23 protein-coding genes are annotated in these 25,577 nt (G+C 70.1%); 7 read left to right on the top strand and 16 right to left on the bottom strand.

Translation table 11 applies throughout. The features are described from left to right. Window positions 1-76 precede the first annotated feature (76 nt). The 3 genes from erpA to rplM form a co-directional block, all read right to left on the bottom strand. Window positions 77-451: an iron-sulfur cluster insertion protein ErpA gene (gene erpA / locus FHT37_RS15220; RefSeq protein WP_091727353.1), complete on the bottom strand. Its 375-nt coding sequence runs from the start codon at window positions 449-451 to the stop codon at window positions 77-79. 202 nt (window positions 452-653) lie between these two features. Continuing rightward, window positions 654-1,046, bottom strand: coding sequence for a 30S ribosomal protein S9 (gene rpsI, locus FHT37_RS15225; RefSeq protein ID WP_091727356.1), 393 nt, complete (start codon window positions 1,044-1,046; stop codon window positions 654-656). 9 nt (window positions 1,047-1,055) lie between these two features. Beyond that, a complete protein-coding gene (gene rplM, locus FHT37_RS15230; RefSeq protein ID WP_067065533.1) occupies window positions 1,056-1,484 on the bottom strand; it encodes a 50S ribosomal protein L13 in 429 nt (142 codons plus the stop codon). A 290-nt stretch (window positions 1,485-1,774) separates the two neighbouring features. Here rplM and FHT37_RS15235 point away from each other — a divergent pair, with 290 nt between their 5' ends. The 3 genes from FHT37_RS15235 to FHT37_RS15245 all read left to right on the top strand — a co-directional run bounded on the left by FHT37_RS15235 (window position 1,775) and on the right by FHT37_RS15245 (window position 4,715). Next, window positions 1,775-2,539 (top strand): GNAT family N-acetyltransferase, encoded by a 765-nt coding sequence (locus FHT37_RS15235; protein WP_255488858.1) that lies wholly within the window; start codon window positions 1,775-1,777, stop codon window positions 2,537-2,539. A gap of 188 nt (window positions 2,540-2,727) precedes the next feature. Further along, window positions 2,728-3,642 (top strand): DUF2726 domain-containing protein, encoded by a 915-nt coding sequence (locus tag FHT37_RS15240; RefSeq protein WP_183482568.1) that lies wholly within the window; start codon window positions 2,728-2,730, stop codon window positions 3,640-3,642. 74 nt (window positions 3,643-3,716) lie between these two features. After that, on the top strand, window positions 3,717-4,715 hold the full coding sequence (locus FHT37_RS15245; RefSeq protein ID WP_091727366.1) for a serine/threonine protein kinase: 999 nt from the start codon (window positions 3,717-3,719) through the stop codon (window positions 4,713-4,715). A 26-nt stretch (window positions 4,716-4,741) separates the two neighbouring features. On the opposite strand, the gene htpG is transcribed toward FHT37_RS15245, so the two are convergent. Beyond that, a complete protein-coding gene (gene htpG / locus FHT37_RS15250) occupies window positions 4,742-6,634 on the bottom strand; it encodes a molecular chaperone HtpG (RefSeq protein ID WP_147241429.1) in 1,893 nt (630 codons plus the stop codon). Between the two features lie 128 nt (window positions 6,635-6,762). On the opposite strand from htpG, the gene FHT37_RS15255 reads away from it, so the two are divergent. Beyond that, window positions 6,763-7,380, top strand: a complete 618-nt coding sequence (locus FHT37_RS15255; protein ID WP_254783452.1) for a trimeric intracellular cation channel family protein — start codon at window positions 6,763-6,765, stop codon at window positions 7,378-7,380. Here the strand turns inward: FHT37_RS15255 and ylqF are convergent. From ylqF to FHT37_RS15305, 10 genes are all read right to left on the bottom strand, one after another. Next, entirely contained in the window at window positions 7,374-8,393 is a 1,020-nt protein-coding gene (gene ylqF, locus FHT37_RS15260) for a ribosome biogenesis GTPase YlqF (RefSeq protein ID WP_183482570.1), read from the bottom strand. The genes FHT37_RS15255 and ylqF overlap by 7 nt on opposite strands. Before the next feature lie 148 nt (window positions 8,394-8,541). After that, window positions 8,542-8,949: a copper-binding protein gene (locus tag FHT37_RS15265; RefSeq protein WP_183482572.1), complete on the bottom strand. Its 408-nt coding sequence runs from the start codon at window positions 8,947-8,949 to the stop codon at window positions 8,542-8,544. A 104-nt stretch (window positions 8,950-9,053) separates the two neighbouring features. Next, complete coding sequence (locus tag FHT37_RS15270; RefSeq protein WP_183482574.1) at window positions 9,054-10,475, bottom strand: multicopper oxidase family protein; 1,422 nt, start codon at window positions 10,473-10,475, stop codon at window positions 9,054-9,056. Window positions 10,476-10,500: 25 nt separating this feature from the next. Beyond that, entirely contained in the window at window positions 10,501-11,931 is a 1,431-nt protein-coding gene (locus FHT37_RS15275; RefSeq protein WP_183482576.1) for a TolC family protein, read from the bottom strand. Between the two features lie 10 nt (window positions 11,932-11,941). Further along, entirely contained in the window at window positions 11,942-12,322 is a 381-nt protein-coding gene (locus FHT37_RS15280; RefSeq protein ID WP_183482578.1) for a hypothetical protein, read from the bottom strand. A 385-nt stretch (window positions 12,323-12,707) separates the two neighbouring features. Then, window positions 12,708-13,232, bottom strand: a complete 525-nt coding sequence (locus tag FHT37_RS15285) for a hypothetical protein (RefSeq protein ID WP_183482580.1) — start codon at window positions 13,230-13,232, stop codon at window positions 12,708-12,710. A 78-nt stretch (window positions 13,233-13,310) separates the two neighbouring features. Further along, window positions 13,311-13,649, bottom strand: a complete 339-nt coding sequence (locus FHT37_RS15290; RefSeq protein WP_091727391.1) for an energy transducer TonB — start codon at window positions 13,647-13,649, stop codon at window positions 13,311-13,313. A gap of 76 nt (window positions 13,650-13,725) precedes the next feature. After that, window positions 13,726-15,288 carry a methyl-accepting chemotaxis protein gene (locus FHT37_RS15295; protein ID WP_183482582.1) on the bottom strand — a complete coding sequence of 521 codons (1,563 nt, stop codon included), beginning with the start codon at window positions 15,286-15,288 and terminating at the stop codon, window positions 13,726-13,728. 370 nt (window positions 15,289-15,658) lie between these two features. Next, window positions 15,659-17,194 (bottom strand): diguanylate cyclase, encoded by a 1,536-nt coding sequence (locus tag FHT37_RS15300; protein ID WP_183482584.1) that lies wholly within the window; start codon window positions 17,192-17,194, stop codon window positions 15,659-15,661. After that, window positions 17,195-17,908: a YggS family pyridoxal phosphate-dependent enzyme gene (locus tag FHT37_RS15305; RefSeq protein ID WP_183482586.1), complete on the bottom strand. Its 714-nt coding sequence runs from the start codon at window positions 17,906-17,908 to the stop codon at window positions 17,195-17,197. Between the two features lie 25 nt (window positions 17,909-17,933). Between FHT37_RS15305 and FHT37_RS15310 the strand changes: the two genes are divergently transcribed. From FHT37_RS15310 to FHT37_RS15320, 3 genes are all read left to right on the top strand, one after another. Then, window positions 17,934-18,977, top strand: a complete 1,044-nt coding sequence (locus tag FHT37_RS15310; protein WP_091731552.1) for a type IV pilus twitching motility protein PilT — start codon at window positions 17,934-17,936, stop codon at window positions 18,975-18,977. 77 nt (window positions 18,978-19,054) lie between these two features. Further along, window positions 19,055-20,191: a PilT/PilU family type 4a pilus ATPase gene (locus FHT37_RS15315; protein WP_147241816.1), complete on the top strand. Its 1,137-nt coding sequence runs from the start codon at window positions 19,055-19,057 to the stop codon at window positions 20,189-20,191. 56 nt (window positions 20,192-20,247) lie between these two features. Then, window positions 20,248-21,150 (top strand): NAD(P)-dependent oxidoreductase, encoded by a 903-nt coding sequence (locus FHT37_RS15320; RefSeq protein ID WP_183482588.1) that lies wholly within the window; start codon window positions 20,248-20,250, stop codon window positions 21,148-21,150. 34 nt (window positions 21,151-21,184) lie between these two features. Here the strand turns inward: FHT37_RS15320 and FHT37_RS15325 are convergent, their stop codons facing one another. Together FHT37_RS15325 and FHT37_RS25700 are read right to left on the bottom strand one after the other, a co-directional pair. Next, window positions 21,185-23,857, bottom strand: a complete 2,673-nt coding sequence (locus FHT37_RS15325) for a 2-oxoglutarate dehydrogenase E1 component (protein WP_183482590.1) — start codon at window positions 23,855-23,857, stop codon at window positions 21,185-21,187. A gap of 73 nt (window positions 23,858-23,930) precedes the next feature. Beyond that, window positions 23,931-25,475: a methyl-accepting chemotaxis protein gene (locus tag FHT37_RS25700; protein WP_183482592.1), complete on the bottom strand. Its 1,545-nt coding sequence runs from the start codon at window positions 25,473-25,475 to the stop codon at window positions 23,931-23,933. Window positions 25,476-25,577 lie beyond the last annotated feature (102 nt).

The following is a 25,577-nucleotide window of genomic DNA, read 5'->3' on the forward strand; positions in this document are numbered from 1 at the left end:
AAACGACAAGACCGCCCGAAGGCGGTCTTGGTCATGGCGCCCGACACGCGTCGGGCAGTTGGGCGGTGCCGGCCGATCAGACGGAGAAGCTCGAACCGCAACCGCAGGTCGTCTGCGCGTTCGGGTTCTTGATCACGAACTGGGCGCCTTGCAGATCTTCCTTGTAGTCGATCTCGGCGCCGACCAGGTATTGCAGGCTCATCGCGTCGATCAACAGCGTCACGCCGTTCTTGGCCATCTGCGTGTCGTCGTCGTTGACGGCCTCGTCGAAGGTGAAGCCGTACTGGAAGCCGGAGCAGCCGCCGCCCTGGACGAACACCCGCAGCTTCAGGTCGGGGTTGCCTTCTTCCAGCACCAGTTCGCGCACCTTTTCAGCCGCGCTGTCGGTGAAGACCAGCGGAGCCGGCATGTCGCCCATGCCGGTGGTTTGGGTTTCGAGGACTGCGCTCATCGTGGATCCTGTTGTGTCGGAGGAATGGCGGGAATTATCTCAAAGCACCCGCCGCATGGGCAGGCACTTGGGGATAGCCCCTTCGGCGGGAGGTGCAGCCCACCGGATAAAAAAACAAGGCCGCTGAAAACAGCGGCCTTGTTCTGGAGCTTGCGTCGCTGACGAAATCCCAACCCGGATTCCACCAGCGAACGGAAGTCGATCAGCGCTTGCTGAACTGCTTCCGGCGACGGGCGCCGTGCAGACCGACCTTCTTACGCTCGACTTCACGCGCGTCACGCGTGACGAAGCCGGCGCGGCTCAGTTCGGGCTTCAGGGCTGCGTCGTAGTCGATCAGCGCGCGGGTGATGCCCAGACGGACAGCACCGGCCTGGCCGGACTCGCCGCCGCCGTGCACGTTGATCTTGATGTCGAAGGCCTCGCCATTGTTCGTCAGCAGCAGGGGCTGGCGCGAAATCATGATCGAGGTCTGACGGCCGAAGTACTGCTCGATCGAGCGGCCGTTCACCGTGATTTGGCCAGTGCCCTTCTTGATGAAGACACGCGCCACCGACGACTTGCGACGGCCGGTACCGTAGTTCCAGTTTCCGATCATCACGGCTCCTTAGATTTCCAGCGCCTTGGGCTGCTGGGCGGTGTGCGGATGCGTGTCGCCCGCGTACACCTTCAGCTTCTTGATCATCGCGTAGCCCAGCGGACCCTTGGGCAGCATGCCCTTGACGGCCTTCTCCAGGGCGCGGCCCGGATGCTTGGCTTGCATGTCCTTGAACTTGGTGGCGTAGATGCCGCCCGGGAAGCCCGAGTGACGGTAATACACCTTGTCCGTGGCCTTGTTGCCGGTGACACGCAGCTTCTCGGCGTTGATGATGACGATGAAGTCACCGGTGTCGACGTGAGGCGTGTAGATGGCCTTGTGCTTGCCGCGCAAACGGAGTGCCACTTCGCTGGCAACACGTCCGAGCACCTTGTCGGTGGCGTCAATCACAAACCACTCGTGCGTCACTTCGGCCGGCTTGGCGCTGAAGGTCTTCATGAGATTCTTTCAAAAGGCGAAACTTCGGGCGATCTGCCCCCGTACGTTCGGTGCACGCTTGTCGGCGATGTGAATCGCGCGGCCTCTCACGGACGTTCCCCCGCTGCCTTGGAAACGGGAAAGCCGGCGAGTCTAGCAGAACACGCCCGAAAGGCCAAATCCACGCGCCCGCCGGTCCGGCGCAAGCGCCGCGACGGCGCCCCGCCATGCCGGTTCCGACACGCATTCGGCAGGGAACGACCCGCCGCCCGCTTTCCCCGCTAGCATCCGACCCCATCCGCCACCGCGCCATGACCACCCCGCCCGATCCCCGGCCCACCCCGACGCCCGGCCCCGTGCCGGACGAGGCACCCCGCTCGCGCTGGCACCCCCGCGCGATGCTGGCGCGCTGGACCAGCTGGGTGCCGATCCGCTCGCTGGGGCGGCGCCACCGCAAGCGCATCCTGCAGCACCTGCTTTCCTTGGGGGAACGCGACCGCTACCTGCGCTTCGGCTACCCCGCGCGCGACGAGCAGATCCAAAAGTACGTGGCCGGGCTGGATTTCGTCCGGGACGAGGTCCTGGGCATCTTCAACCGCCGGCTGCAGCTGATCGCGGTGGCCCACCTGGCCTACGCCCCGGCGCCGCAGATCAAGGGCCGGCCGGCGATGGCCGAGTTCGGCGTCTCGGTCGCCACCACGGCGCGAGGCAAGGGTTTCGGCGGCCGGCTGTTCGAGCGCGCCGCGCTGCACGCCCGCAACCGCGGCATCGACACCCTGTTCATCCACGCCCTCAGCGAAAACGCCCCGATGCTGAAGATCGCCCGCAACGCCGGCGCGACCGTCGAGCGCGACGGCGGCGAATCCGAAGCCTGGCTTCGGCTGCCGCCGGACTCGGTGTCCTCGCACGTGGACGAGGCCCTGGAGCGCCACATGGCCGAATGGGACTTCCAGTTCAAGCGCCACATGCGCACCGTCGGCGATTTCCTGGATGGCGTGGCCGAGGTGAAATCCCGCATCCGCAAGGTCCGGGACCGGTCGGACGACCGCCCCGCCGGCCCCGGATCGAAACGCTGATCGCACGGACGACGACGGCATTCCACGGCGCCCCACCCGATTCCAGGGGGGAATCCGGATGCATTTTGTAACGCCTTTCCGCTACATTCGCCCGATTCGCCGGTCCGTTGCGCGCTGTCCTTGCCACCTCCGAGCGACCCTCGGCGCCTCGTCGCGCCATCCGTCCGGTCCGTCCAGTTCGTTGGGATATGCAGAACCTGCTTCCGTGGATCATCGCGGGACTGTCGGCGCTGGCGGTCCTAGGACTGCTCGCCGCGCTGCTGCTGCGGCGCCCCCGGCGCGAGCGCAAGCCGCTGCCCACCGAGTGGTCGCTGAGCCCGCGCCCGGTCTTCAGCGCGGATGAACGCCGCGTCTTCCGCCTGCTGCGCGAAGCACTCCCCCACCACGTCGTGATGTGCAAGCTGCCGGTGGTGCGCTTCTGCCAGCCGACCGAGGCCCGCGACGTCCGCTACTGGTATGAGCTGCTGGGCGGCATCAGCGTGAACTTCGCCATCTGCAGCCCCAACGGCCGCGTGCTGGCCGCCATCGACCTGGAAACCGACCGCCCCGGCTCGTCCCGCAGCCTGCAGATCAAGCAGGCCGTGCTGGCCGCGTGCCGGATCCGCTACCTCCGCACCTCGGTCGACCAGCTCCCCAGCGCGACCGAGCTGCAGCTGCTCGTGCCCTACAGCAACCAGGGCAGCCGCGCCAGCATGGCGCCGATGCCGCGCGCCAGCGTGCATGCGCCGGTCGCGAGCGCCGCCGCGACGCGGCGCGCGGCACCGGTGGCCCCGGCCGCGCGCAACACGCTGTGGAACGACTCGCCCGTCTTCAGCGATTCCTTCTTCGCGCCCGACAGCCGTTATGACGCCTTCGGCGGCGGCGAGTCGATGCATGCGCCCCTGCCGCCGATGTCCGCCGCCATGGCCCCGCTGCCGCCCGCCGAACCCCGCACCCGCGGCTACCGGCCGCGCGCCGGCGCGCACGAGGCCAGCGGCTTCCGCGACTCGCAGCTCGGCCGGGAGTCCCAGTTCGGCCACGACTTCCCGCCCCTGCCCGGCGAATCGCCGGACGCCGACATCGGCGGCGTTGTCGTCGATTCGCCGCGTTACGGGCGGCGCTAAGCTACGCGCCTGCTCCGCTTCCTCGAGGACACACGACGGCGCTCCGGCGCCGTTTTCGTTGCCTCCGCGACTCCATGACTGACACGACGGCCGGGTTCGGCCTCCTGACGCCCGAGCTGATGCTCGATGCCCTCGAGCACGCGGGCCTGCGCCCCGACGGCCGCCTGCTGCAGCTGAACTCCTACGAGAACCGCGTGCTGCTGGCCCACCTGGAGGACGGCGCGGCGGTGGTCGCGAAGTTCTACCGGCCCGGCCGCTGGACCGATGCGCAGATCCTGGAGGAACACGCCTTCGCGCAGGCGCTGGCCGCGGCCGAGGTCCCGGTGGTCGCGCCGCTGACGCTGACCATCGACGGCGCCACCGGCACCCTGGGCCATTTCCAGGACCAGCGCTTCGCGGTCACGCCGCGCCAGGGCGGCCGTGCGCCGGAACTCGAGGACCCGGAGGTGCTGCGCTGGATCGGCCGTTTCCTCGCGCGCATGCACGACGTCGGCCAGGCCCAGCCCTTCCAGGCGCGGCTCGCCTGGAACAGCGCCGCGCCGGCGCGCGATGCCCGCGACTGGCTGCGCGCCCACGACACCCTGCCGCCGGAGCTCTCGGCCCACTGGCACGATGCCGCGGCGCGCTGCATCGACGCGATCGACGCCGCCTTCGACAGCCTGCCGGACCGGCGCTCGCTGCGGCTGCACGGCGATTGCCATCCCGGCAACATCCTGTGGACGCCGGACCGCGGCCCGCACTTCGTCGACCTCGACGACGCCGCCCAGGGGCCGGCGGTGCAGGACCTGTGGATGCTGCTGTCCGGCGATCCGGAAGCGGCGCGGATCCAGCGCGACGCGCTGTTGGACGGCTACGAGAGCGTGCGCGAATTCGACTGGCGCGAACTGCGCCTGGTGGAGGCGCTGCGCACGCAGCGCATGATCCACCACAGCGCCTGGCTCGCGCGGCGCTGGGACGACCCGGCCTTCCCGCTGGCCTTCCCGTGGTTCGGGACGCCCAACTACTGGAGCGACCAGGTCGTCAAGCTGCGCGAGCAGCTCGAGGCCATGCAGGTGGCCGCCGAGCGCTTCTGACCGCTGCTGACCGCTGCTGACGGCGCTCAGCCCAGCAACAGCGCGTTGACGCGGCGCACGTAGGCGGCCGGGTCCTCCAGCACGCCACCCTCGGCCAGCAGCGCCTGGTCGAACAGCACCTGCGCCAGGTCGCCGAAGCGCGGCTCGTCGCCCTCGATCGCGCCGAGCTTCTTCACCAGCGCGTGGTCGGGGTTGATCTCCAGCGTCGGCAGCGCGGTCGGCGCGGTCTGGCCAGCCTGCTTGAGCATGCGGGCCAGATGGCCGCTGATGTCGCCCTCCTCGACGACCACGCAGGCCGGCGAGTCCACCAGGCGGGTGGTCACGCGCACGTCCTTGGCGCGGCCCTCGAGCGCGGTCTTCAGGCGGTCCAGCACCGGCTTGAACTGCTCGGCGGCTTCCTCGGCCTTCTTCTTCTCTTCCTCGTCCTGGAGCTGGCCCAGGTCGACCGCGCCCTTGGCGACCGACTGCAGCGACTTGCCCTCGAACTCGTAGAGGTGGGACAGCATCCACTCGTCGACGCGCTCGGTCAGCAGCAGCACCTCGATGCCCTTCTTGCGGAAGATCTCCAGCTGCGGGCTGTTCTTCGCGGCGGCCAGGCTGTCGGCGGTGATGTAGTAGATGGCCTCCTGGCCCTCCTTCATGCGCGACACATAGTCGGCGAAGGAGACGTTCTGGTCGGCATGCGTCGAGGCGAAGCGCAGCAGCTTGACCAGGCGCTCCTGGTTAGCATGGTCCTCGCCGACGCCTTCCTTCAGCACCTGGCCGAAGTCGGTCCAGAAACGGGCGTACTTGTCGCGCTCGGCGGCGTCCTCGCTGTTGGCCAGCGACTCCAGCATCGACAGCACGCGCTTGGTCGAGCCCTCGCGGATCGCCTTCACGTCGCGGCTTTCCTGCAGCAGTTCGCGGCTGACGTTCAGCGGCAGGTCGGCCGAGTCGATCACGCCCTTGACGAAGCGCAGGTAGACCGGCATCAGCGCCTCGGCGTCGTCCATGATGAAGACGCGCTTGACGTACAGCTTCACACCGCCGCGCTTGTCGCGGTTCCACAGGTCGAAGGGGGCCTTGGCCGGGATGTAGAGCAGCTGCGTGTATTCGCTGCGGCCCTCGACGCGGTTGTGGGTGAAGGCCAGCGGCGGCTCGGTGTCGTAGCTGATCTGCTGGTAGAACGCGTCGTACTCGGCCTGGGTGATGTCGCTCTTGGAACGGGTCCACAGCGCGGAGGCCTTGTTCACCGGCTCCCACTCGTCCTTGAGGACCTGCGTCGCCTTCTCCGCGTCCCACTCCTCCTTGCGCATCAGGATGGGCAGCGAGATGTGGTCGGAATACTTCGCGATCGTCGACTTCAGGCGCCAGGTCTTGAGGAATTCATCCTCGCCCTCGCGTAGATGGAGGATCACATCGGTGCCGCGGCCCGGCTTGGTGATGGTCTCGACCTCGAAATCGCCGGTGCCTTCGGAGCTCCAGCGCACGCCCTGGTCGGCCGGCAGGCCGGCACGGCGAGACTCGACGGTGATGCGGTCCGCGACGATGAAGCCGGAGTAGAACCCCACGCCAAACTGGCCGATCAAGTGCGCATCCTTCTTCTGGTCGCCCTCGAGCTTGGCCATGAACTCACGGGTGCCGCTCTTGGCGATCGTGCCCAGGTGCGCGATCGCTTCTTCCGCGGACAGGCCGATGCCGTTGTCGCTGATGGTGACGGTGCGGGCCTCGGCGTCGAAGGAGACGCGGACCTCGAGGTTGGGCTGGTCTTCCAGGAACTGGGGATGATCCAGGGCCTCGAAGCGCAGCTTGTCGCAGGCGTCGGAGGCGTTGCTGACCAGCTCGCGCAGGAAAATTTCCTTGTTCGAGTAGAGCGAGTGCGTCACCAGATGCAGGATCTGCTTGACCTCGGCCTGGAAGGAATGAGTTTGCTTGTCCATCGTTCGAAAGAAGGGTGGATGAGAGAAACGGGTGGGAGCGCCACCCCGATTGGGGGCGGATTATCGCGGCGGGGCACATGGGCGCGGCGGCGCCGATTTCAAGGGGCCGCCTCTACACTCCCGGCCCTATGCCGATGATCTACTGGTTCGATTTGCTGGGCGTGGCGGTGTTTGCCGTGAGCGGAGCGCTGGCCGCGATGCAGGCCGGGCTGGACCTGTTCGGGCTGCTGGTCATCGCGGCGATGACGGCGGTGGGGGGCGGCACGCTGCGCGACCTGCTGCTGAACCGGCATCCGGTGTTCTGGATGAAGGACACCCGCTACCTGCTGGTGATCGTGGCCAGCGCGCTGGCGGCGCTGGTGGTCGGCCCCTTCCCGGGGCATGCGATCGCGGTGCTCAAGATCGCGGACGCCTTGGGCCTGGCGCTGTTCGCGCTCTGCGGCACGGAGATCGCCGAGGAACACGGCGTGAGGCCGATGCCCGCGCTGCTGATGGGCACGCTGACCGCCTGCGGGGGCGGCGTGCTGCGCGACCTGCTGAGCGGCCAGGCGCCGCTGCTGCTGCGCAAGGACATCTATGCGACGGCGGCGATCGGCGGCATCGCGCTGTACTTCGCGCTCAAGGCGATGGGCTTGCCGATGCGCTGGGCCTTCGTGCTGGGGATGGTCGGGGTGGCCGCGCTACGCCTGGCGGCGCTGTACTTCGGTTGGCAGCTGCCGGCGCTGCAGATGCTGCAGCTTCACTGACGGCGGTCGCCGCCGTCGTCTTCGTCGAGGTCGTCGTCCGGGTCCTCGTCCTCGTCCTCGTCCTCGTCGCCGGACGCGTCCGCGTCACGCGTGCCGCGCTTGGCCAGCGCGGCGCGGGCTTCCTTCTCCGCCAGCTTGGCCGCTTCGGCGGCCTCGGCCGCCGCGGTCCATTCGGCGAATTCGGCCGGCGTCTCCAGCGTGATCCGACCAAGCTGCCCCTGGCGCAGGTCGTACAGCAGGATCTCGGCCGCCTTCTGCGTGTTGATGCGGCCACCGGAGAGCACCGCGCCGCGCCGCTTGCCGATCAAGGCCAGCACCTCGCCGTCCAGCAGGCTGGCGTCCGGCTCAAGCTGGTAACGGCTCTTGAGCGACTGCGGATAGTGCCGGCGCAGATAACCCAGCAGGTCCAGCGCCACGACCTCCTCCTCGAAGGCATTGCGGCCGACCGCGCCGCTGGCGGCCAGGTTGATGCCAGCCTCGGGCACGCGGATCTTGGGCCACAGCATGCCCGGGGTGTCGAAGAGGTAGACACCCTTGTCGAGCAGGATCTTCTGCTCGATCTTGGTGATGCCCGGTTCGTCGCCGGTGGCGGCGGCACGCTTGCCCACAATCGTGTTGATCAGCGTCGACTTGCCGACGTTGGGAATGCCGCAGATCAGCACCCGCAGCGGCTTGTCCAGCCCGCCCCGGTGCGGCGCCAGCGCACGGCACTCGGCCGCCATCAGCTTGGCCAGGCCGGGCTGGCCCTGGTGGATGGCCACCGCTTGCGTGTCCGGACGGGAGCGGTAGAAGGCCAGCCACTCGGCCGTGCGGGTCGGATCCGCCAGATCCTGCTTGTTGAGCAGCTTCAGCGCCGGCCGGCCAGCCGTCAGTTGCGCGATCAGCGGATTGGCACTGCTCGCGGGCACGCGGGCATCGAGCATCTCGATGACCACGTCGATGCCGCTCTTCATGCGCTCGCGGATCGCGCCCCGGGTCTTGTGCATGTGCCCGGGAAACCATTGAATCGCCATGGGGCGGGATTGTCGGTGATCTGGTGGGGGGCGTTCCACCTGCCGCGGGCGAGCGCTTGGCCGCCAGGGCGCAGGGCCTTGGCGGCAAGCGCCAAGACCCCGCGCCCTGCCGTCCCCGAACCACCGAGGGGGGCGCCGAAGTCGTGCCTCAGTTCGGGGCCGGCGCCGGGCGAAGCTCAATGATCGTCGGGGCGCCGTCGCGCGACTCGATGCGCACCTCGACCTTGTCGCCAGCCTTCATCGCCGTCAGCTGCGCAGCACTCAGCACGCCAGGCGCCAGCTTGAAGGGCATCGTCATGCCCGGCATGTCCAGATGACGGATCTCGCCATGCTTGAGCGTCAACTTCTGCTGCGCCGCGTCGACACGACGGACCTCGGCAGCAATCCAGTCCTGCGACGACGCCGTGGCGTCGGCACTCGCGGCCGGCGCGGCGGCCGCCGCCGGCTGGCCGTGGCCTTCATGGCCCTCGTGCCCCTGATGCTGGGCGCGCGCCAGCGAGGCCGCAGCGATCAAGGTCAGCGCGATGGCGGCAAGGAAGGCGGGGAAACGGTTCATGGTGATCTCCTGATGAGCGTTTGAATCGATGTCAGCGGCGCGCGGATCGCAGGTCGCGGATCGCGGATCGCGGATCGCGCGCCGATGTTGTGATGAGCAATGGGTCAATGGCCCTGATGGCCGTGGCCATCGGGCTTGCGCACGCGCAGCGGTTCGGGCGCGGGCGCCGACGAGGGCGCAGCGGTCCTCGGCGCAGGAGCTGACTGCGCTCCGGGCGGGGCATCGACCGCGCGCGCGACCGTGCCGCGCGGCGCGGCGTACCAGCCCGGATCGCGGTAGTCGCCGGGCTTCTGGTCCTTGCGGACCTTGAGCACGCTGAACATGCCGCCCATCTCGAGCGCGCCATGCGGCCCCCGCCCGGCCATCATCGGGACGGTGTTCTCCGGCAGCGGCATCTCCATCTCGGCCATGTCGGCCATGCCGCGCTCGCCCATCGCCATGTAGTCGGGGATGACCTTGTTGATGCGCGCGGCCAGCCCGCGGTGGTCGACGCCGATCAGCGTATCGACCTCATGGCCCATGGCGTTCATCGTGTGGTGGCTCTTGTGGCAGTGGATGGCCCAGTCGCCGGGCTCGTCGGCGATGAATTCGATCTGCCGCATCTGGCCCACCGCGACGTCGGTGGTGACCTCGGGCCAGCGCGCGGACCTGGGCACCGGACCGCCATCGGTGCCGGTGACCTCGAACTCGTGCCCGTGCAGGTGGATGGGGTGGTTGGTCATGGTGAGGTTGCCGACCCGCACCCGCACGCGGTCGCCCTGGCGCACGTTGAGCGTGTCGATGCCCGGGAAGACGCGGCTGTTCCAGGTCCACAGGTTGAAGTCGGTCATCGTCATCGTGCGCGGCGTGTAGCTGCCGGGATCGATGTCGTAGCTCGAGAGCAGGAAGCAGAAGTCGCGCTGCACCTCGGCGATCTGCGGATGCCGCGCCTTCGGATGGGTGACCCAGAAGCCCATCATGCCCATCGCCATCTGCGTCATTTCGTCCGCATGCGGGTGGTACATGAAGGTGCCGGGCCGGCGGGCGACGAACTCGTAGACGAAGGTCTCGCCCGGCTTGATCGCCGGCTGCGTGAGCCCGGAGACGCCGTCCATGCCGTTGGGCAGGCGCTGGCCATGCCAGTGGACGCTGGTGTGCTCGGGCAGCTTGTTGGTGACGTAGATGCGCACGCGGTCGCCTTCGACGACCTCGATGGTGGGACCGGGCGACTGGCCGTTGTAGCCCCACAGGTGGGCGGTGCAGCCCGGCGCGAGTTCGCGCAGGACCGGCTCGGCGACGAGGTGGAATTCCTTGACGCCGTCGCGCATGCGCCAGGGCAGCGTCCAGCCGTTGAGGGTGACGACGGGGTTGTAGGGCCGGCCGTCCGGCGGCGTCAGCGGCGGCGCGGTGTCGGGCGTGTCGCGCTGGGCGGGCTCGGGCAGCGCCGCCATCGCGACGCGCGAGACACCGCTCGCGTTGACCGCACCGGCCGCGCCGAGCGCCGCACCCGCGGCGGCGCGGGCGAACAGGTTGCGTCGGGAAATCATCGGGAATCCTTTCAGGACCGCGCGCTCAATGCGCGGCGGCGCCGGCGGCTTCGGACGCCGCGGCGGTCGGAGTCGGGGAAGCGGCCGTGGCGCCGTCGCGCACGGGGCCGAGCAGGCTCTGCGACAGCATCGATTCGGCGAGCCAGTAGTCGCGCCGCGCGTCGAGCGCGGCGGCGACGGCGCGGGCCTGGGCCCGCGCGTCGGCGAGCAGGTCCATGACGCCGACCAGCATGCCGTTGTAGCGCAGCAGGGTTTCGTCGGAGACCTGCCGGGCCAGCGGCAGCACCTCGTCGTGATGACGCCGGGCGATGCGCCAGGCGGTCTCCGCGCGGGCCCGCGCGACGCGGACTTCGGAACGCGCGTCGATCGCCACCTGCGCGGTCCGCTCGAGCGACTGCCCGTAGGCCTCGCGGGCACCGGCCACGCGCGCCTGGCCCCAGTCGAAGAGCGGCAGCTCGACGCTGAGCTCGACGCCCCGCTGGGTGGGTTCCTCGTTGCTGCTGTTGCGCTGCAGGCCGAGTTCGAGCACGTTGATCCGGCCGGTCCGGCGCGTCAGGCCCAGCTGCGCGGCGAGCTGCTCCGAGTCGCGCTTCGCGGCCTGGATGTCGAGCCGCTGCGCCACCGCCTGCCGCTCGAGGTCGTCGGCGGCGCGGAAGTCGGTCGGCACGTCGGGCAGGCGCTCCGGCAGCGTCAGCGTCGCCACGTCGTCGCCCCACAGGCCGATCGCGCGGATCAGCGCCTCGCGGTCACCGGTCGCCTGCAGCTCGGCCTGCTCCAGCGCGAGCTGGGCTTCGGCCAGCACCGCGCGCTCGCGGGCGAGCCGCAGGGCGCTGACATTGCCGGCCTGGCGCATCCGCAGCGCGAGTTCCGCGCCGGCGGACGCGGAGTCCAGCACCGTGCGCGCCTGCCGCAGGCGCTCCTGCGCGGCGACGGCCTGGACCCAGCTGCGACGCGCCTGGGAGGCGACGTCGAGCAGCTGCTGCGCGACGCGCGCCTGCTCGCGGGCCAGGGCCTGGGCGGCGGCGTCCTGGCGGGCACCGCGGCCGAGCAGGCTCAGCAGGTTGAACTCGAGACCGCGCTCGATCTCGCGTTCGTCGCCGCGCACGAGGCGGCCCAGGCTCAGGACCGGGTTCGGCCAGAGCAGCGTCTGCACGCGCTCGGCGTCGGCCATGCCCAGGCCGTAAAGGCTGGCCTGCAGGCCGCGGTGGTTCAGCAGCGCGAGTTGCACCGCGCCCTGGGCATCGAGCGGCCGGGCCAGCAGGGCGTCGGTGCGCGCGCGGGCGGCGGCGCGCTGGTCGTCGGTGCGCTGCAGCGGCAGGTCGCTGCCCAGCCAGTCGCGGCTCTGCCGCTGGACCGGCTCGGCCGCCTGCTCCGGCGAGAGCGACGCGCAGGCCGAAAGGCCCAGCGCCAGCAGCACGGGCAGGGTCAGGCGCAGGGAGGTCATCGTCGAGGACATCGGGGGCTCCTCAATGGTGGTGATGGTCGCCGGCCGGGGCCGAGGTGGCGCTGGCGGGGACCGGGGCGGCGCTGGCCGCAGACGCGGCGCTCGCCGGGAGGGAGGAGGCAGCTGCCGGTCGGGCGGGCGACGCTGGCGCCGGGGCGGGTGCGTTCGCTGCTTGGCTTTCGCGCAGCAGCGCGCGCCAGCCGCCGGCCTCGTGGACACGGCGGTTGGCCTGGCGCCAGTCGCCGACACCGGGGTCGGCGACAGCGGCGCCGGAGGCGGGCGCGGGCGGCTTGACGATCGGCGCGGGCGTGGTCGCCCGAGGGTCGGCGGGATCGGGAGGCGCGGCCGCGGCAGACCCGAGGGTCGCGGCCACGGCCAGCAGGCAGAGCAATCGAGAAGACATGGCTTCCTCGCGAAGGATCGGGAGCAGGGAGGACTGCCCAGACCCCTCACCCCTGCCCTCTCCCCGCCAGCGGGGAGAGGGAGTCAGTCAGACCGATCTCCCGCACCAGCGGCGCGAGAGTGAATCAGACCCTCTCTCTGGCGCCACATCGGAGCAAGGGAGCGGATCAGACCTCTTCCCTGGCGCCACCAGCGGAGCAAGGGATCGGATCGAACCTCTTCCTTGGCGCCACCAGCGGGGCGAGGGATCGGATCGGACTCCCTCTCCCGCTTGCGGGAGAGGGTGGGGGTGAGGGTCGGTGCAGGCCGCCGGCCTGGCCGTCGTCAGACGGAACCCGGCACGATGGCGACGCTCACGGCGGCTCGTCCAGGACGAGCGCCGGCGTTCAGGCGAGGAAGGTTTTTGGCGGCCGCTCGAGCGGCTGCGGCGTCTGCTCGGGCGCGTCGATGGCGCGGAGCGTGGGGGTGGCGTCGCGCAGGTCCTGCGCGGCGAGCATCAGCGGCGCGATCGGCATCGCGGCGCCGATGCAGCACTGCAGGCAGATGCCGCAGTGGTGATCGGTGGCGGCGTCTCCGCCGTCGTCGTGCGGCGCAGCGGCGTCCGTCGGCGACAGGTCCGTCGAGGCCCCGTCATGGCCGCCGTGCGTCATGCCGCCCATGCCGCCCATGCCGATCCAATCGTGGCCCATCGCGCCCATGTGCATGGCGCTCATGTCCATGCCGGCCATCTCATGGCAATCGGTGGGCATCGTCGCGACGGCGCCGCCGCCGTGCGCGGACATCAGCGCCATGCCGATGCCCATCGTGGCCGCGAGCGCCCCCTGCAGCGGCAGGGTCAGGGCCAGGACGGCCAGCACCAGCCAGCGGCTCCAGAGGAGCCGGCGCGGACCGGTGGCGTTCAAGCGGGACATGGGGCCGGAGTGTAGGCGAGGCGAGGCCCGGACACTCACCTCGGCCCTGGCCGCCACAGGGCCTCCCGACCTCCCGGCTCAGTCCTCGTTCTTGAAGACCAGCTTGACCTCGTGCGTCTCCTTCTGGCCGCTGGGCTCGAACTTCCAGTCCATCAGCGCGCGGGTGACGGCCTTGTCGAAGACCTTGCGCGGCTCGGCCTCCAGGATCTCGACGCCCGAGACCTTGCCGTCCGGCTCGATGTTCATCTTGGCGCGCACCGAGCCCTGCGAGATCGACTGGCGGGCGGCTTCGGCCGGGAACTCCGGCGGCACCTTCTTGACGATCTTCGGCGTGGCATGGGCGCCGGCGGCCAGCACCAGCGCGGCGGCCAGGCCCAGCAGGCTGCGGGAAACGGTGGGGATCAGATTCTTGCTCATCTTGGGACCTCGTACGTCTTGGGTGAGGAAAGCGGGATTTCCGGTAGGAACTGGGGCGACTCGCGCAGCCGGGACGTCAGGTCGCGGAGCGGGCCGTGCTGAAGAAGCCCACGGCCTGCACCAGGCGCGAGCTGCTGTCGCGCAGCGAGTCGGTGGAGCGGGTCAGTTCGTCGACCAGCGTGGTGTTCTGCTGCGTCGCGCGGTCCAGCTCGTTCATCGCGTTGTTCACGACGCCGACGCCGGCCGCCTGCTCCTGGGCCGAATGCGAGATCTCCTCGATCAGCTGGCCCATGTTGTTGACCTCGTCCACCACCGAGCGGATCGTCGCGCCGGCGTTGTTGACTAGCGCCGTGCCGTTCTCGACCTTGACGGACGATTCCTGGATCAGGACCTTGATCTCCTTGGCCGCCTGCGCCGAGCGCGAGGCCAGCGCCCGCACTTCCGACGCGACCACCGCGAAGCCCTTGCCGTGCTCGCCGGCACGGGCCGCTTCCACCGCTGCGTTCAGCGCCAGGATGTTGGTCTGGAAGGCGATGCCGTCGATGACGCCGATGATGTCGCCGATCTTGCGCGAGCTCGCGCTGATCTCTTCCATCGTCGAGACGACCTGGCTCACCACCGTGCCGCCGGCCGAGGCCGACTGGCGCGCCTTGCTGGCGATGCTGGCGGCCTTGCGGGTCAGCTCGCTGGCGCCGTTCAGGTTGGAGGCGATCTGCTCCACCGACGCGGCGGTGTTCTGCAGGCTCTCGGCGGACCGCGCGGTGCGGTCCGACAGGTCGACGTTGCTGCCGGCGATCTCGTTGGAGTTCTGCGCGACCTCGCCCGCCGCGGCGCTCACGCTGGCCACCACGCCCGACAGCGCCGTCTGCATGTCGCGCATCGCGTGCAGCATCTGCGCCAGCTCGTCGGAACCCTGCACGTCGATGTGCTGTGACAGGTCGCCCGAGCTGATCGCCTGCGCCGCGTCCTTGGCCTTGCGCGCCGGCACGATGATCGACCGCGCGATCGTCAGGCCGCCGACACCCCCGATGACCACGGCGATCACGACCAGCAGGCCGGTGATGACGATGGACTGGTTGGCCAGCTTCGCGCCGCCTTCGGCCAGCGCGCGGCCACCGGCGAACTGCAGCTCGACCAGGCTCTTGAGCGTGTCCTGGTAATCCTTCTGGGCCGGACGCACGTCCTTGATCAGGGCCTCGCGGGCCTCGTCCGGGCTGCCGTCCTGCTGCACCGCCAGGAACTTGGACACCGCGGCGGCGAACCGGGTCTGGTGCTCGCGCACCTTGGCCACGACTGCCTTGTCTTCCTTGACATCGGCGACCTTGGCCTCGAGCTCGGCCAGCTGCTTCTGGCCCTCCTCGAGCGCGGCGGCGATGTCGTTCTTCTGGCGCTTGATCGCATTGGCCGTGTCCAGCAGCAGCAGGTCACGGGAGGCACGCGCGATGACGTTGACGTCGCTCTCCAGCGTGTTGGCCAGGGCGATCTTCACGAGGCTGGAGTCGGCCGTCGTGCTCAGGTCATGGGAGAGGCGGCTGGCGTTGTGGGCGCCGAAAGCGCCGATCACGATCAGCAGCAGGATCAGCAGCGCATAGCTCAGCGTCAGGCGCTGGCCGATGCGCAGGCGGGATAGAAACGACATCGATTCCCTCGCAACGATTCAGTTGTTGTTGATTGGCCGGACAGCGCGGGCACGTCGGCGCTCGTGGCGTCGTCGCTGCGGTCCGACCATCGGATTCGGCGCGATCATCGTTGGACTTGATCCGGGGCATCGATGCCGGTTCCGAGGGCCCGTGAATTCTGACGCGGCACTTGCAACTGAATGCAAACGGCGTTTTCACCGGCTCGGTAGAAGCCCTAATGCGGCGCTCGGCGCGGTTTCATGATTCCTGCACATTCCTTCGCGAGTCGCCCGCGTCGCGCCCGTATCCGCGCCGTAACCGCCTCGCGGCCGGCGCCCCTCGTCGCATCGAAGGGTCAGGGCTTGCCGGTCTCCGGCAGCGGCATGAGGGTCAGGGCTTGTCGGGCGCGGAGGACGTCGACGGCGCGGCCGCCACGTCCTCGCCATCCAGCTCGACACGGTTGCGCCCGCCCTGCTTGGCGCGGTACATCGCGGCGTCGGCGCGACGCAGCGGGTCCTCGACGCCGGCGTCGTCGCCCCGCAGCAAGGTCACCCCGATGCTGACGGTGTACGAGATTGACGCCGCGCCGTCGTCCTTCGCGTCGAGCGCCACCGGCGTCGCGGCGATGCGCTCGCGCAGGCGCTCGGCGAAGCGGCGCGCGCCGGCCAGGTCGGTGTGGGCGAGCCCGATGACGAACTCCTCGCCGCCGAAGCGCCCCGGCAGGTCGACCTCCCGCGAGGCGTCCTTCAGCACCTGCGCCAGGGCGCGGATCACCGCGTCGCCGGCGGCATGGCCATGGTGGTCGTTGACCTGCTTGAAGTGGTCGATGTCCAACATCAGCAGCGCGGACGGCGTGCGGTAGCGCCGCACCGTGCGCAGCAGCGCGCGCAGGCCCTCCTCGGTCGCCATCCGGTTGGCCAGCCCGGTGAGGCCGTCGGTGCGCGAGCGCTGCTCGAGTTCCGCGTTGACCTTGGCGAGCTGCGTCACCAGCGCCTCGGTCGAGCGCAGCCAGCGCGACAGCGCCTGGTACCCGAACTGCGCCACGAAAAGCACGATCAGCGTGAACACCCAGAAGAACACCCAGGCGGTGCTGAGCATCACCCGCGACGCTTCCTCCAGCCGGCGCCAATCGCCGCTCGCCAGCGCGGCGCGCAGCTGCAGCGAGCCCAGGCCCAGGCTCACCAGCCCATACCCCTGCACCGCCAGCACGATCGCGAACAGCAGGCCCAGGCCCATCGCGCGGCGGCCGCTGGGCGGCGGCGTGAACAGCGCCCGCCGGCGCGCGATCCAGCGCGAAAGCCGCGGCCAGCTCAGCGCCATCAGCGGCCCGCCGAGCAGCACGCTCTGCAGGAAGGCGCCCAGCCACCAGCCCTGCCAGATCGGCAGCTGGCGCTCGGCGGCGAGGTCGTGGTTGAAATTCCAGATCAGCGCGCCGGCGGAGCTGAACACCGCGCCGACGAAACACAGCGGCACGAAGAACAGCCAGGCTCTGAGGCTGCGCAGCCCGCGCGCCGCGCCGACGGCCCGGTAGCCCAGCGCCAGCACGCCCAGCCCGAGCGGGTTGGCGCAGGCAAAGACCGCCGCCCAGCCCGGCGCCATGCCGGCGTCGACCGCCAGCACGAAGGTGGCCGCCCAGGCGGGCACCGCGCCCCAGCGCCAGCCGAAGCACAGCGTCCACCACAGACACAGCGGGATCGGCGGGTAGAAGGTCAGGAAGGCGGCCGCGCCGCCCAGGTCGACGGGAATCCCGGACCAGCCCTCGCGCACCGTGAGCAGGCCCAGCACGACGCAGGCGATGACGGTCGCCAGCCAGCCGCCCAGCAACCAGCGTCGTTCAACCGCCCTGCCCTCGCGCCACAGCGCCCGGGCCGACAGGCTGCCCGGCGTGTCGGGCATCAGGTCGGCCAGGCGCTGCAGCGGCTCCATTCAGCCCCCCGGAGGGGTCGGACGGGTCCGCGCGCCGAAGATCGCCGAGCCCACGCGCACCATCGTGGCGCCTTCCAGGATCGCGGCGTCCATGTCGGCGCTCATGCCCATGCTCAGGGTGTCCAGGCTCAGCCCGAGGTCCCGGTTGAGCGCGGCCAGTAGCCCGGCCAGCGCCCGGTGCGGGACCCGCTGCGCCTCCAGCGTGGCGGCCGGCTCCGGGATCGCCATCAGGCCGCGCAGTCGCAGCCTCGGCAGCGCGGCGACCGCGCGCGCCACCTCGGCCACTTCACCCGGCGCCAGGCCGCTCTTGGACGCCTCGCCGCTGATGTTGACCTGCAGGCAGACGTCCAGCGGCGGGAGCGCCGCCGGTCGCTGCTCGGCCAGCCGCTGGGCGATCTTGAGCCGGTCGACGCTGTGCACCCAGTCGAAGCGCTCCGCCACCACCCGCGTCTTGTTGCTCTGCAGCGGCCCGATCAGGTGCCACTCGACGCGCTCGCGCAGGTCGGCCAGCGCGTCGATCTTGTCGACGGCCTCCTGCACGTAGTTCTCACCGAAGCGGCACTCGCCGGCCTCGAACGCTTCTCTCACATCCGAAGCCGGGAAAGTCTTTGTTACCACCAGCAGCGTGACGCTGTGCACGGGCCGCGACGCCTGCAGGCAAGCCCTCTCAATGCGGCCATGGAGCTGTTGTATGTTCTCGGAGATCGTCGCCATAATCGCCAACGCTTTTCCCTATCCCATGGACATCACCCAACTGCTGGCATTCTCGGTCAAGAACAAGGCCTCCGACCTTCACTTGTCCGCTGGTCTGCCCCCCATGATCCGCGTCCATGGCGACGTGCGCCGCATCAACGTCGAGGCCCTCGAGCACCGCCAGGTGCACGACATGGTCTACGACATCATGAGCGACGCCCAGCGCAAGACCTACGAGGAGACGCTGGAGTGCGACTTCTCGTTCGAGATCCAGGGCCTGGCGCGCTTCCGCGTCAACGCGTTCAACCAGAACCGCGGCGCCGGCGCCGTGTTCCGGACCATCCCGAGCAAGATCCTGACGCTGGAGCAGCTCAACTGCCCCAAGGTCTTCGCGGACCTGGCGATGAAGCCGCGCGGCATGGTGCTGGTCACCGGCCCGACCGGCTCGGGCAAGTCGACGACGCTGGCCGCGATGATCAACCACCTCAACGAGAACGAGTACGGCCACATCCTGACCGTCGAGGACCCGATCGAGTTCGTGCACGAGTCCAAGAAGTGCCTGGTCAACCAGCGCGAGGTGGGCCCGCACACGATGAGCTTCTCCAACGCGCTGCGCTCGGCGCTGCGGGAGGACCCGGACTGCATCCTGGTGGGCGAAATGCGCGACCTGGAAACCATCCGCCTGGCGCTGACCGCCGCGGAGACGGGCCACCTGGTCTTCGGCACGCTGCACACCTCCTCGGCCGCCAAGACTGTGGACCGGATCGTGGACGTGTTCCCCGCGGCGGAGAAGGAAATGGTCCGCGCGATGCTGTCGGAATCGCTGCAGGCGGTGATCTCGCAGACGCTGTGCAAGACCAAGGACGGCAACGGCCGGCTGGCGGCGCACGAGATCATGCTGGGCACCTCGGCGATCCGGAACCTGATCCGCGAGAACAAGATCGCGCAGATGTACTCCTCGATCCAGACCGGCAACAACCTGGGCATGCAGACGCTGGACCAGAACCTCACCGACCTGGTCCGCCGCAACATGATCAGCCCGGCCGAGGCCCGGCTGAAGGCCAAGTTCCCCGAGAACTTCCCCGGCTGACCCGCCCCCAACGACAAACACGACCGGGACCCGGGCGATTGAGCGACGGCGCCCCGGCATAAGGACAGGACCTCGCCATGGAACGCGATCAGGCCACCAAGTTCATCAACGACCTGCTGCGCCTGATGGTGTCGCGCAAGGGCTCCGACCTGTTCCTGACGGCGGAGTTCCCGCCCGCGGTCAAGGTCGACGGCAAGGTGACCAAGGTGTCGCCCCAGCCGCTGACCGGCCAGCACACGCTGCAGCTGGCGCGGGCCATCATGAACGACAAGCAGGCGGCCGATTTCGAGCGCACCAAGGAGTGCAACTTCGCGATCTCGCCGCAGGGCATCGGCCGCTTCCGCGTCAACGCCTACATCCAGCAGGGCCACGTGGCGCTGGTGCTGCGGACCATCCCCCAGACCCTGCCGACGATCGAGTCGCTGGACCTGCCCGTGGTCCTGAAGGACGTCACCCAGACCAAGCGCGGCCTGGTGATCCTGGTGGGCGCCACCGGCTCGGGCAAGAGCACGACGCTGGCGGCGATGGTCGACCACCGCAACGAGACCACCTACGGCCACATCATCACGATCGAGGACCCGGTCGAGTTCGTCCATCCGCACAAGAACTGCATCGTCAGCCAGCGCGAGGTCGGCCTGGACACCGAAGGCTGGGAGCAGGCGCTGAAGAACACGCTGCGCCAGGCGCCGGACGTGATCCTGATGGGCGAGATCCGTGACCGCGAGACGATGGAGCACGCCGTCGCCTTCGCCGAGACCGGCCACCTGTGCATGGCCACGCTGCACGCCAACAGCGCCAACCAGGCGCTGGACCGGATCATCAACTTCTTCCCCGAAGAGCGCCGCGCCCAACTGCTGATGGACCTGTCGCTCAACCTGAAGGCACTGGTCTCGCAGCGGCTGCTGCCGCGCCAGGAGGGCAAGGGCCGGATCGCCGCGGTCGAGATCCTGCTGAACACGCCGCTGATCAGCGACCTGATCTTCAAGGGCGAGGTGGGCGAGATCAAGGAAATCATGAAGCGCTCGCGCGAGCTCGGCATGCAGACCTTCGACCAGGCGCTGTTCGACCTCTATGAATTCGGCAAGGTCACCTACGAGGACGCGCTGCGCAATGCCGACTCGGTCAACGACCTGCGGCTGCAGATCAAGCTCAACAGCGAGCGGGCGCGCAGCGGCGACCTGGCGTCGGGCACCGAACACCTGACCATCGTCTGAGCGCGCGGGAGGGACACAATCGGCGGGTCTTCATCCACCCACCGACAGGTTCCTCCATGAGCAGCATCGGCCAGCGTTCCTACGACTCCCTCCCTCCCCTGCGCGTCGCCTTCCTCGGCCTCGGCGTCATGGGCTTCCCGATGGCGGGCCATCTCGCCAAGGCCGGGCATGGGGTCGTCGCCTACAACCGGACGCCCGCCAAGGCACAGGCCTGGGTCGCCGAGTTCGGCGGGCAGTCGGCCGCGACGCCGCGTGAGGCGGCCCAGGGCGCCGACATCGTCTTCTGCTGCGTCGGCAACGACGCCGACCTGCGCTCCGTCGTGCTGGGCGCCGACGGCGCCTTCGCCGGCATGAAGCCCGGCGCGGTCCTCGTCGACCACACCACCGCCTCGGCCGAAGTCGCCCGCGAGCTCGCGGCCGAAGCGATGCGACAGGGCCTGCACTTCATCGACGCCCCGGTCTCCGGCGGCCAGGCCGGCGCGGTGAACGGCGCGCTGACCGTCATGTGCGGCGGTGACGAGGCCGTCTTCGGACGCATCCAGCCGGTCGCGATGCACTTCGCCAAGGCCGTGACCCGCGTGGGCGAGGCCGGCGCCGGGCAGCTCGCGAAGATGGTCAACCAGATCTGCATCGCCGGCATCGTCCAGGGCCTGTCCGAGGCGATCGCCTTCGGCCAGAAGAGCGGCCTGCCGATGCCGCTGGTGCTCGAGGTCATCGGCAAGGGCGCCGCCCAGAGCTGGCAGATGGACAACCGCGGCAAGACCATGGTCGAGGACAAGTTCGACTTCGGCTTCGCCGTGGACTGGATGCGCAAGGACCTCGGGCTGGTGCTCGACGAGGCGCGCCGCAACGGTGCGCGCCTGCCGCTGACCGCCCTGGTGGACCAGTTCTATGCCGACGTGCAGGCCAAGGGCGGCGGCCGCCTCGACACCTCCAGCCTGATCAAGCGCCTGCGCTGACGCGCGCCCGGCGCCGGCTGCGGGCGCGGCGCGCCTAGGCTTCGCCGAGCGCGCGGGCGACCAGTTCCACCTGCTCCAGCTGATGGATGGCGTGCGAGGAGGTGGCGCCCGAGCCGTTCGGCCGCCGCGCCACGCAGCGCAACCGCGCGTGCGGTGGCAGCAGCTCATCCATCTGCTCGCGGATGAAGGACCAGGCGCCCTGCTGCCGGTGCTCCTCCTGCACCCAGGTGATTTCCACCAGCGCCGGATACCGCGCCAGCAAGGCCTCCAGCGCCTGCGCCGGGAATGGATAGAACTGCTCGATCCGCGCCACCGCCAGGTCCGCCCGCGCGACCGAGCGTCGCCCGCGGTCCAGGTCGTAATAGACCTTGCCGCTGCACAGCAGCAGGCGCTCGACCTGGCGCGGGTCCTCGACCGTCGTGTCGTCGATGACCGTCTGGAAGCTGCCCCCGGTCAGCTCGTCAATCCCGGCGTGCGAGGCCTTCTCCCAATAGAGCGTGCCCTTGGGCGACATCACGATCAGCGGCTTGCGCAGCGTGTCGAAGGCCTGCCGGCGCAGCAGGTGGAACCACTGCGCCGCCGTCGACGGGCAGGCCACGCGCAGGTTGTCCTCGCCGCACAGCTGCAGGAAGCGGCTCAGGTAGCCGCTCGAGTGGTCCGGCCCGATGCCCTCGTTGCCATGCGGCAGCAGCACCGCCAGCGAGGAGGTGTCGCCCCACTTCTCCTCGCCCGAGCTGATGTACTGGTCGACGAAGACCTGGGCGCCGTTGACGAAGTCGCCGAACTGCGCTTCCCACACCGTCAGCGTGCGTGCGGCGCCGACGCTGTAGCCGTACTCGAAGCCCAGCACCGCCTCCTCGGACAGCGGCGAGTTGTGGATGTCGAAGCGGCCGCTGGGGCCGTCGCCGGCCGCCACCTGGCGCAGCGGCACGAACTCCGCGGCCGTGCCGTCGCGCGCGCCGCCCGCACCGCCAGCCTCCTGCGAGGTCCAGACCGCCTGGCGGTGCAGGAAGGTGCCGCGGCGCACGTCCATGCCGGAGACCCGCACGTTCAGTCCGCCGCGCAGGATGGTGGCGTAGGCCAGGTTCTCGGCGAAGCACCAGTCGGCCCGCAGCGGCGGCTCGGCCAGCCCGGCCATGCGGCGCCAGTGGTCGACCAGCGTGCGCACCATCGCATGCGGCTCGAAGCCGTCGGGCAGGCTCGTCATCGGGTCGATCAGCGCCTGCACGCCGGCCGCGTCCAGGGCCGGCACCGTGCCCGGCCGGCGCAGCGGCGACGGCGTCTCGTCCTCGGCCGGCAGCGCGGGATCGGAGAAGGCCTGGTGGGCCCGCACCCGGCTACGCGTCACGTGCGAGGCCAGGTCGGTGTCGGGCGGCACGACGCGATCGGCGCGCAGCGCCGCGGCGTAGCGATCGACGATGGTCGGGTGCGACTGCGTCAGCGCATGGATGCGCGGCCGCGTCAGCGCCGGCACGTCGCTTTCCGAATGGCCGAGCCGGCGGTAGCCGATCAGGTCGATGACGATGTCGGAACCGAAGCGCGCGCGCCAGGCCATCGCGATCGCGGCGGCCCGCAGCGCCTGCTCGGGCTCGTCCGCGTTCACGCGCAGGACCGGCGCATCGATCATGCGGGTGACGTCGGTGCAGTACTGCGCGGGCCAGGCGCTCATCGGGTTGGGCTCGGTGAAGCCGACCTGGTTGTTGATGATCACGTGCACCGTGCCGCCGACGGTGTAACCCGGCTTGCCGCCCAGCATCAGCGTCTCCATCACCACGCCCTGCCCCGCGAAGGCGGCGTCGCCATGCAGCATCAGCGGCAGCACCAGGCGCCGGCCGTCCTGGTCGGCGCGCTCGCGGCTGAGCGCGTCCTGGCAGGCGCGCGCCAGGCCGGTCAGCACCGGATGCACGCTCTGCAGATGGGACGGGTTGTGCGCCAGCGTCAGCGTCAGGCGGCCGCGCGGCGTGTCCAGCTCGCGCTCGCCGCCCAGGTGATAGACCAGGTCGGTGTGGCGCTCCGGATGCGGCGACTTCGGATCGAAGTGGTCCAGCACCCGCGCCGGCGGGAAGCCCATCAGGTTGACCAGCACGTTGACCCGCCCGCGGTGCGGCATGCCCAGGAAGATCCGCCGCACGCCGTGGTCGGCCGCCTCGGCGCAGAGCGCGTCCAGCAGCGGGATCAGCGTCTCGTTGCCTTCCAGCGAGAAGCGCTTCGCATGCGGGAAGGCCTGGGCGACATGCTCCTCCCAGCCCTGCGCGCGGATCAGCCGGTCCAGCAGCGCGAGCCGCTCCGCGGCGCCGCCCGGCACCGGCGGCGAGGCCTCCATCTCGTGATGCAGCCAGTCGCGCCGCGACGCGTCGCGCACCGCGCTGGCGTCCAAGGCCAGGCCGCCGCAGTAGATGGCCTTGAGCGCGCGGTCCAGGTCACCGACGGTGCGCGCGCTCCACAGCGGCGCGCCGGCCGGCGACAGCCATTCGCCGGGCTGCAGGCCGAAGCACTGCGGATCGAGCAGCCCCGGATCGGCGGGCCTCGACACGCCCAGCGGGTCGAGCCGCGCGCTGCGGTGGCCGTCGCGGCGGTGCGCCTCGATGAAGGCCAGCACCTCGGGGCGCCAGCGCGCCGCGGCGGGCGGCGAGACCGGCGACGAAGCGGACGGTGCGGGGGAAAGGGATGCGGGCGCCGTCGCGCCCTCCTGGATCCTGTCGTTCATGCGGGTCGCTCCCTGGTGAGTCGACGAAGACGGCGCGGCGATGACAGTGCCGCGGGCACGGGGCGCGCCGGCGCTACAGCACGAAGGCGCGGACCGCGTTGTTCAGATGGGCGGCCTCGTCCTCCAGCGCCTTGGCCGAGGCGGTGCTCTGCTCGACCATCGCCGCGTTCTTCTGCGTGGTGTCGTCCATCTGCATGATGGCCATGTTGACCTGCTCGATGCCCATGCTCTGCTCGCGGCTGGAGGCGCTGATCTCGGCGACCACGCCGCTGACCTGCTGGATGCCGGTGACGACCTGGGTCATGGTGGCGCCGGCCTGCTCGACCAGCCGGCTGCCGGCGCCGACCTGCTCGGTGGACGCGACGATCAGGTCCTTGATCTCGCGCGCGGCACCGGCCGAGCGCTGCGCCAGCGCCCGGACCTCCGAGGCGACGACCGCGAAGCCGCGGCCGTGCTCGCCGGCCCGGGCGGCCTCGACCGCGGCGTTCAGCGCCAGGATGTTGGTCTGGAAGGCGATGCCGTCGATCGTGCCGATGATCTCGCCGATGCGCTGCGAGGACGCGGAGATCGAGCTCATCGTCGCGACCACCTCGCCCACCGCCTTGCCGCCCGCGCTCGCCACCTGCGACGCGGACGCGGCGCTGGCATTGGCCTGGTCGGCGTTGTCGGCGCTCATGCGCACCGCGGCGGTGAGCTGCTCCATCGCGGACGCCGTCTGCTGCAGCGCGCTGGCCTGGGCCTCGGTGCGCGCCGACAGGTCGGCGTTGCCCTGCGCCACCTCGCGGGCGGCGGCCGAGATCGTGTCCGCGCCCTGTCGCACCTCGGAGACGATCCGGTGCAGGCTGCGCACCATGTGCTGCAGCGCGGCGATCAGGCGGCCGATCTCGTCGCTGCTCTGCGGCAGCTCGCGGGGCGTGAGATCGCCCTTGGCGACGTCCTCCGCCAGCGCGATGGCGCCGTGGATGCGCTGCGTGATCGAGCGGGTGATGCTGTAGGCGGTGACCACGCCCAGCAGCACGGCGATCGCGGCCACCACGCTCATCCAGAGCTTGGAGCGCTGCGCGTCCGCCTTGGCCCGGGCGACGTCGTCGGCCATGGCCTTGGACTGGTACTCGACCATCTTGTCGATCAGCGCGTAATAGCGCACCTGCAGCTGCGCCATGTCGCCCTGGTAGACGGCCATGGCCTCCTCGCGCTGGCCCGCGGCGATCAGGTCGAAGAGCTTGCGCACCGCCGCCCCGTAGGCTTTGCGGGCCTCCGACTGCTCGGCGAAGATCGCCTTGGCCTCGTCGGTATTGAGCATCTTCTCGAAGCGCGCGAAGTTCTCGGTGTTGGCGGCGCGGACGAGGGCGTACTCGTCCATGTAGCGCTTGGCCTGCGCGGGATCGGTGGCCATCAGCAGCCGGCCGATCACGATCACGCCGCGGTCGCCGACATTCTTGATGTCGTCGCTCACGGCGATCTGGGCGTAGCGGTCATCGACCACCCGGTCCATGGTGCCGCTGGTGCGATTGAGCACCGAAACGGCGACAGCCAGCACCAGCAGCAGCAAGGCGATCACGATCGCGAACGCGGCGGCCAGCCGCGTTCCGATCTTGAAGTTGGACAACGTCGGCATGTTCTTTTCTCCCTGAAAGCCCACGGTCAGTCCTGGACGGGGCAATGCGCGGGCCGGCAAGCGACCGGATGAACCGGCCCCGGACCCATGGGCGGAGCGGCG

The sequence above is a fragment of the Mitsuaria sp. BK037 genome (assembly GCF_014193045.1).
Classification (GTDB): domain Bacteria; phylum Pseudomonadota; class Gammaproteobacteria; order Burkholderiales; family Burkholderiaceae_C; genus Roseateles.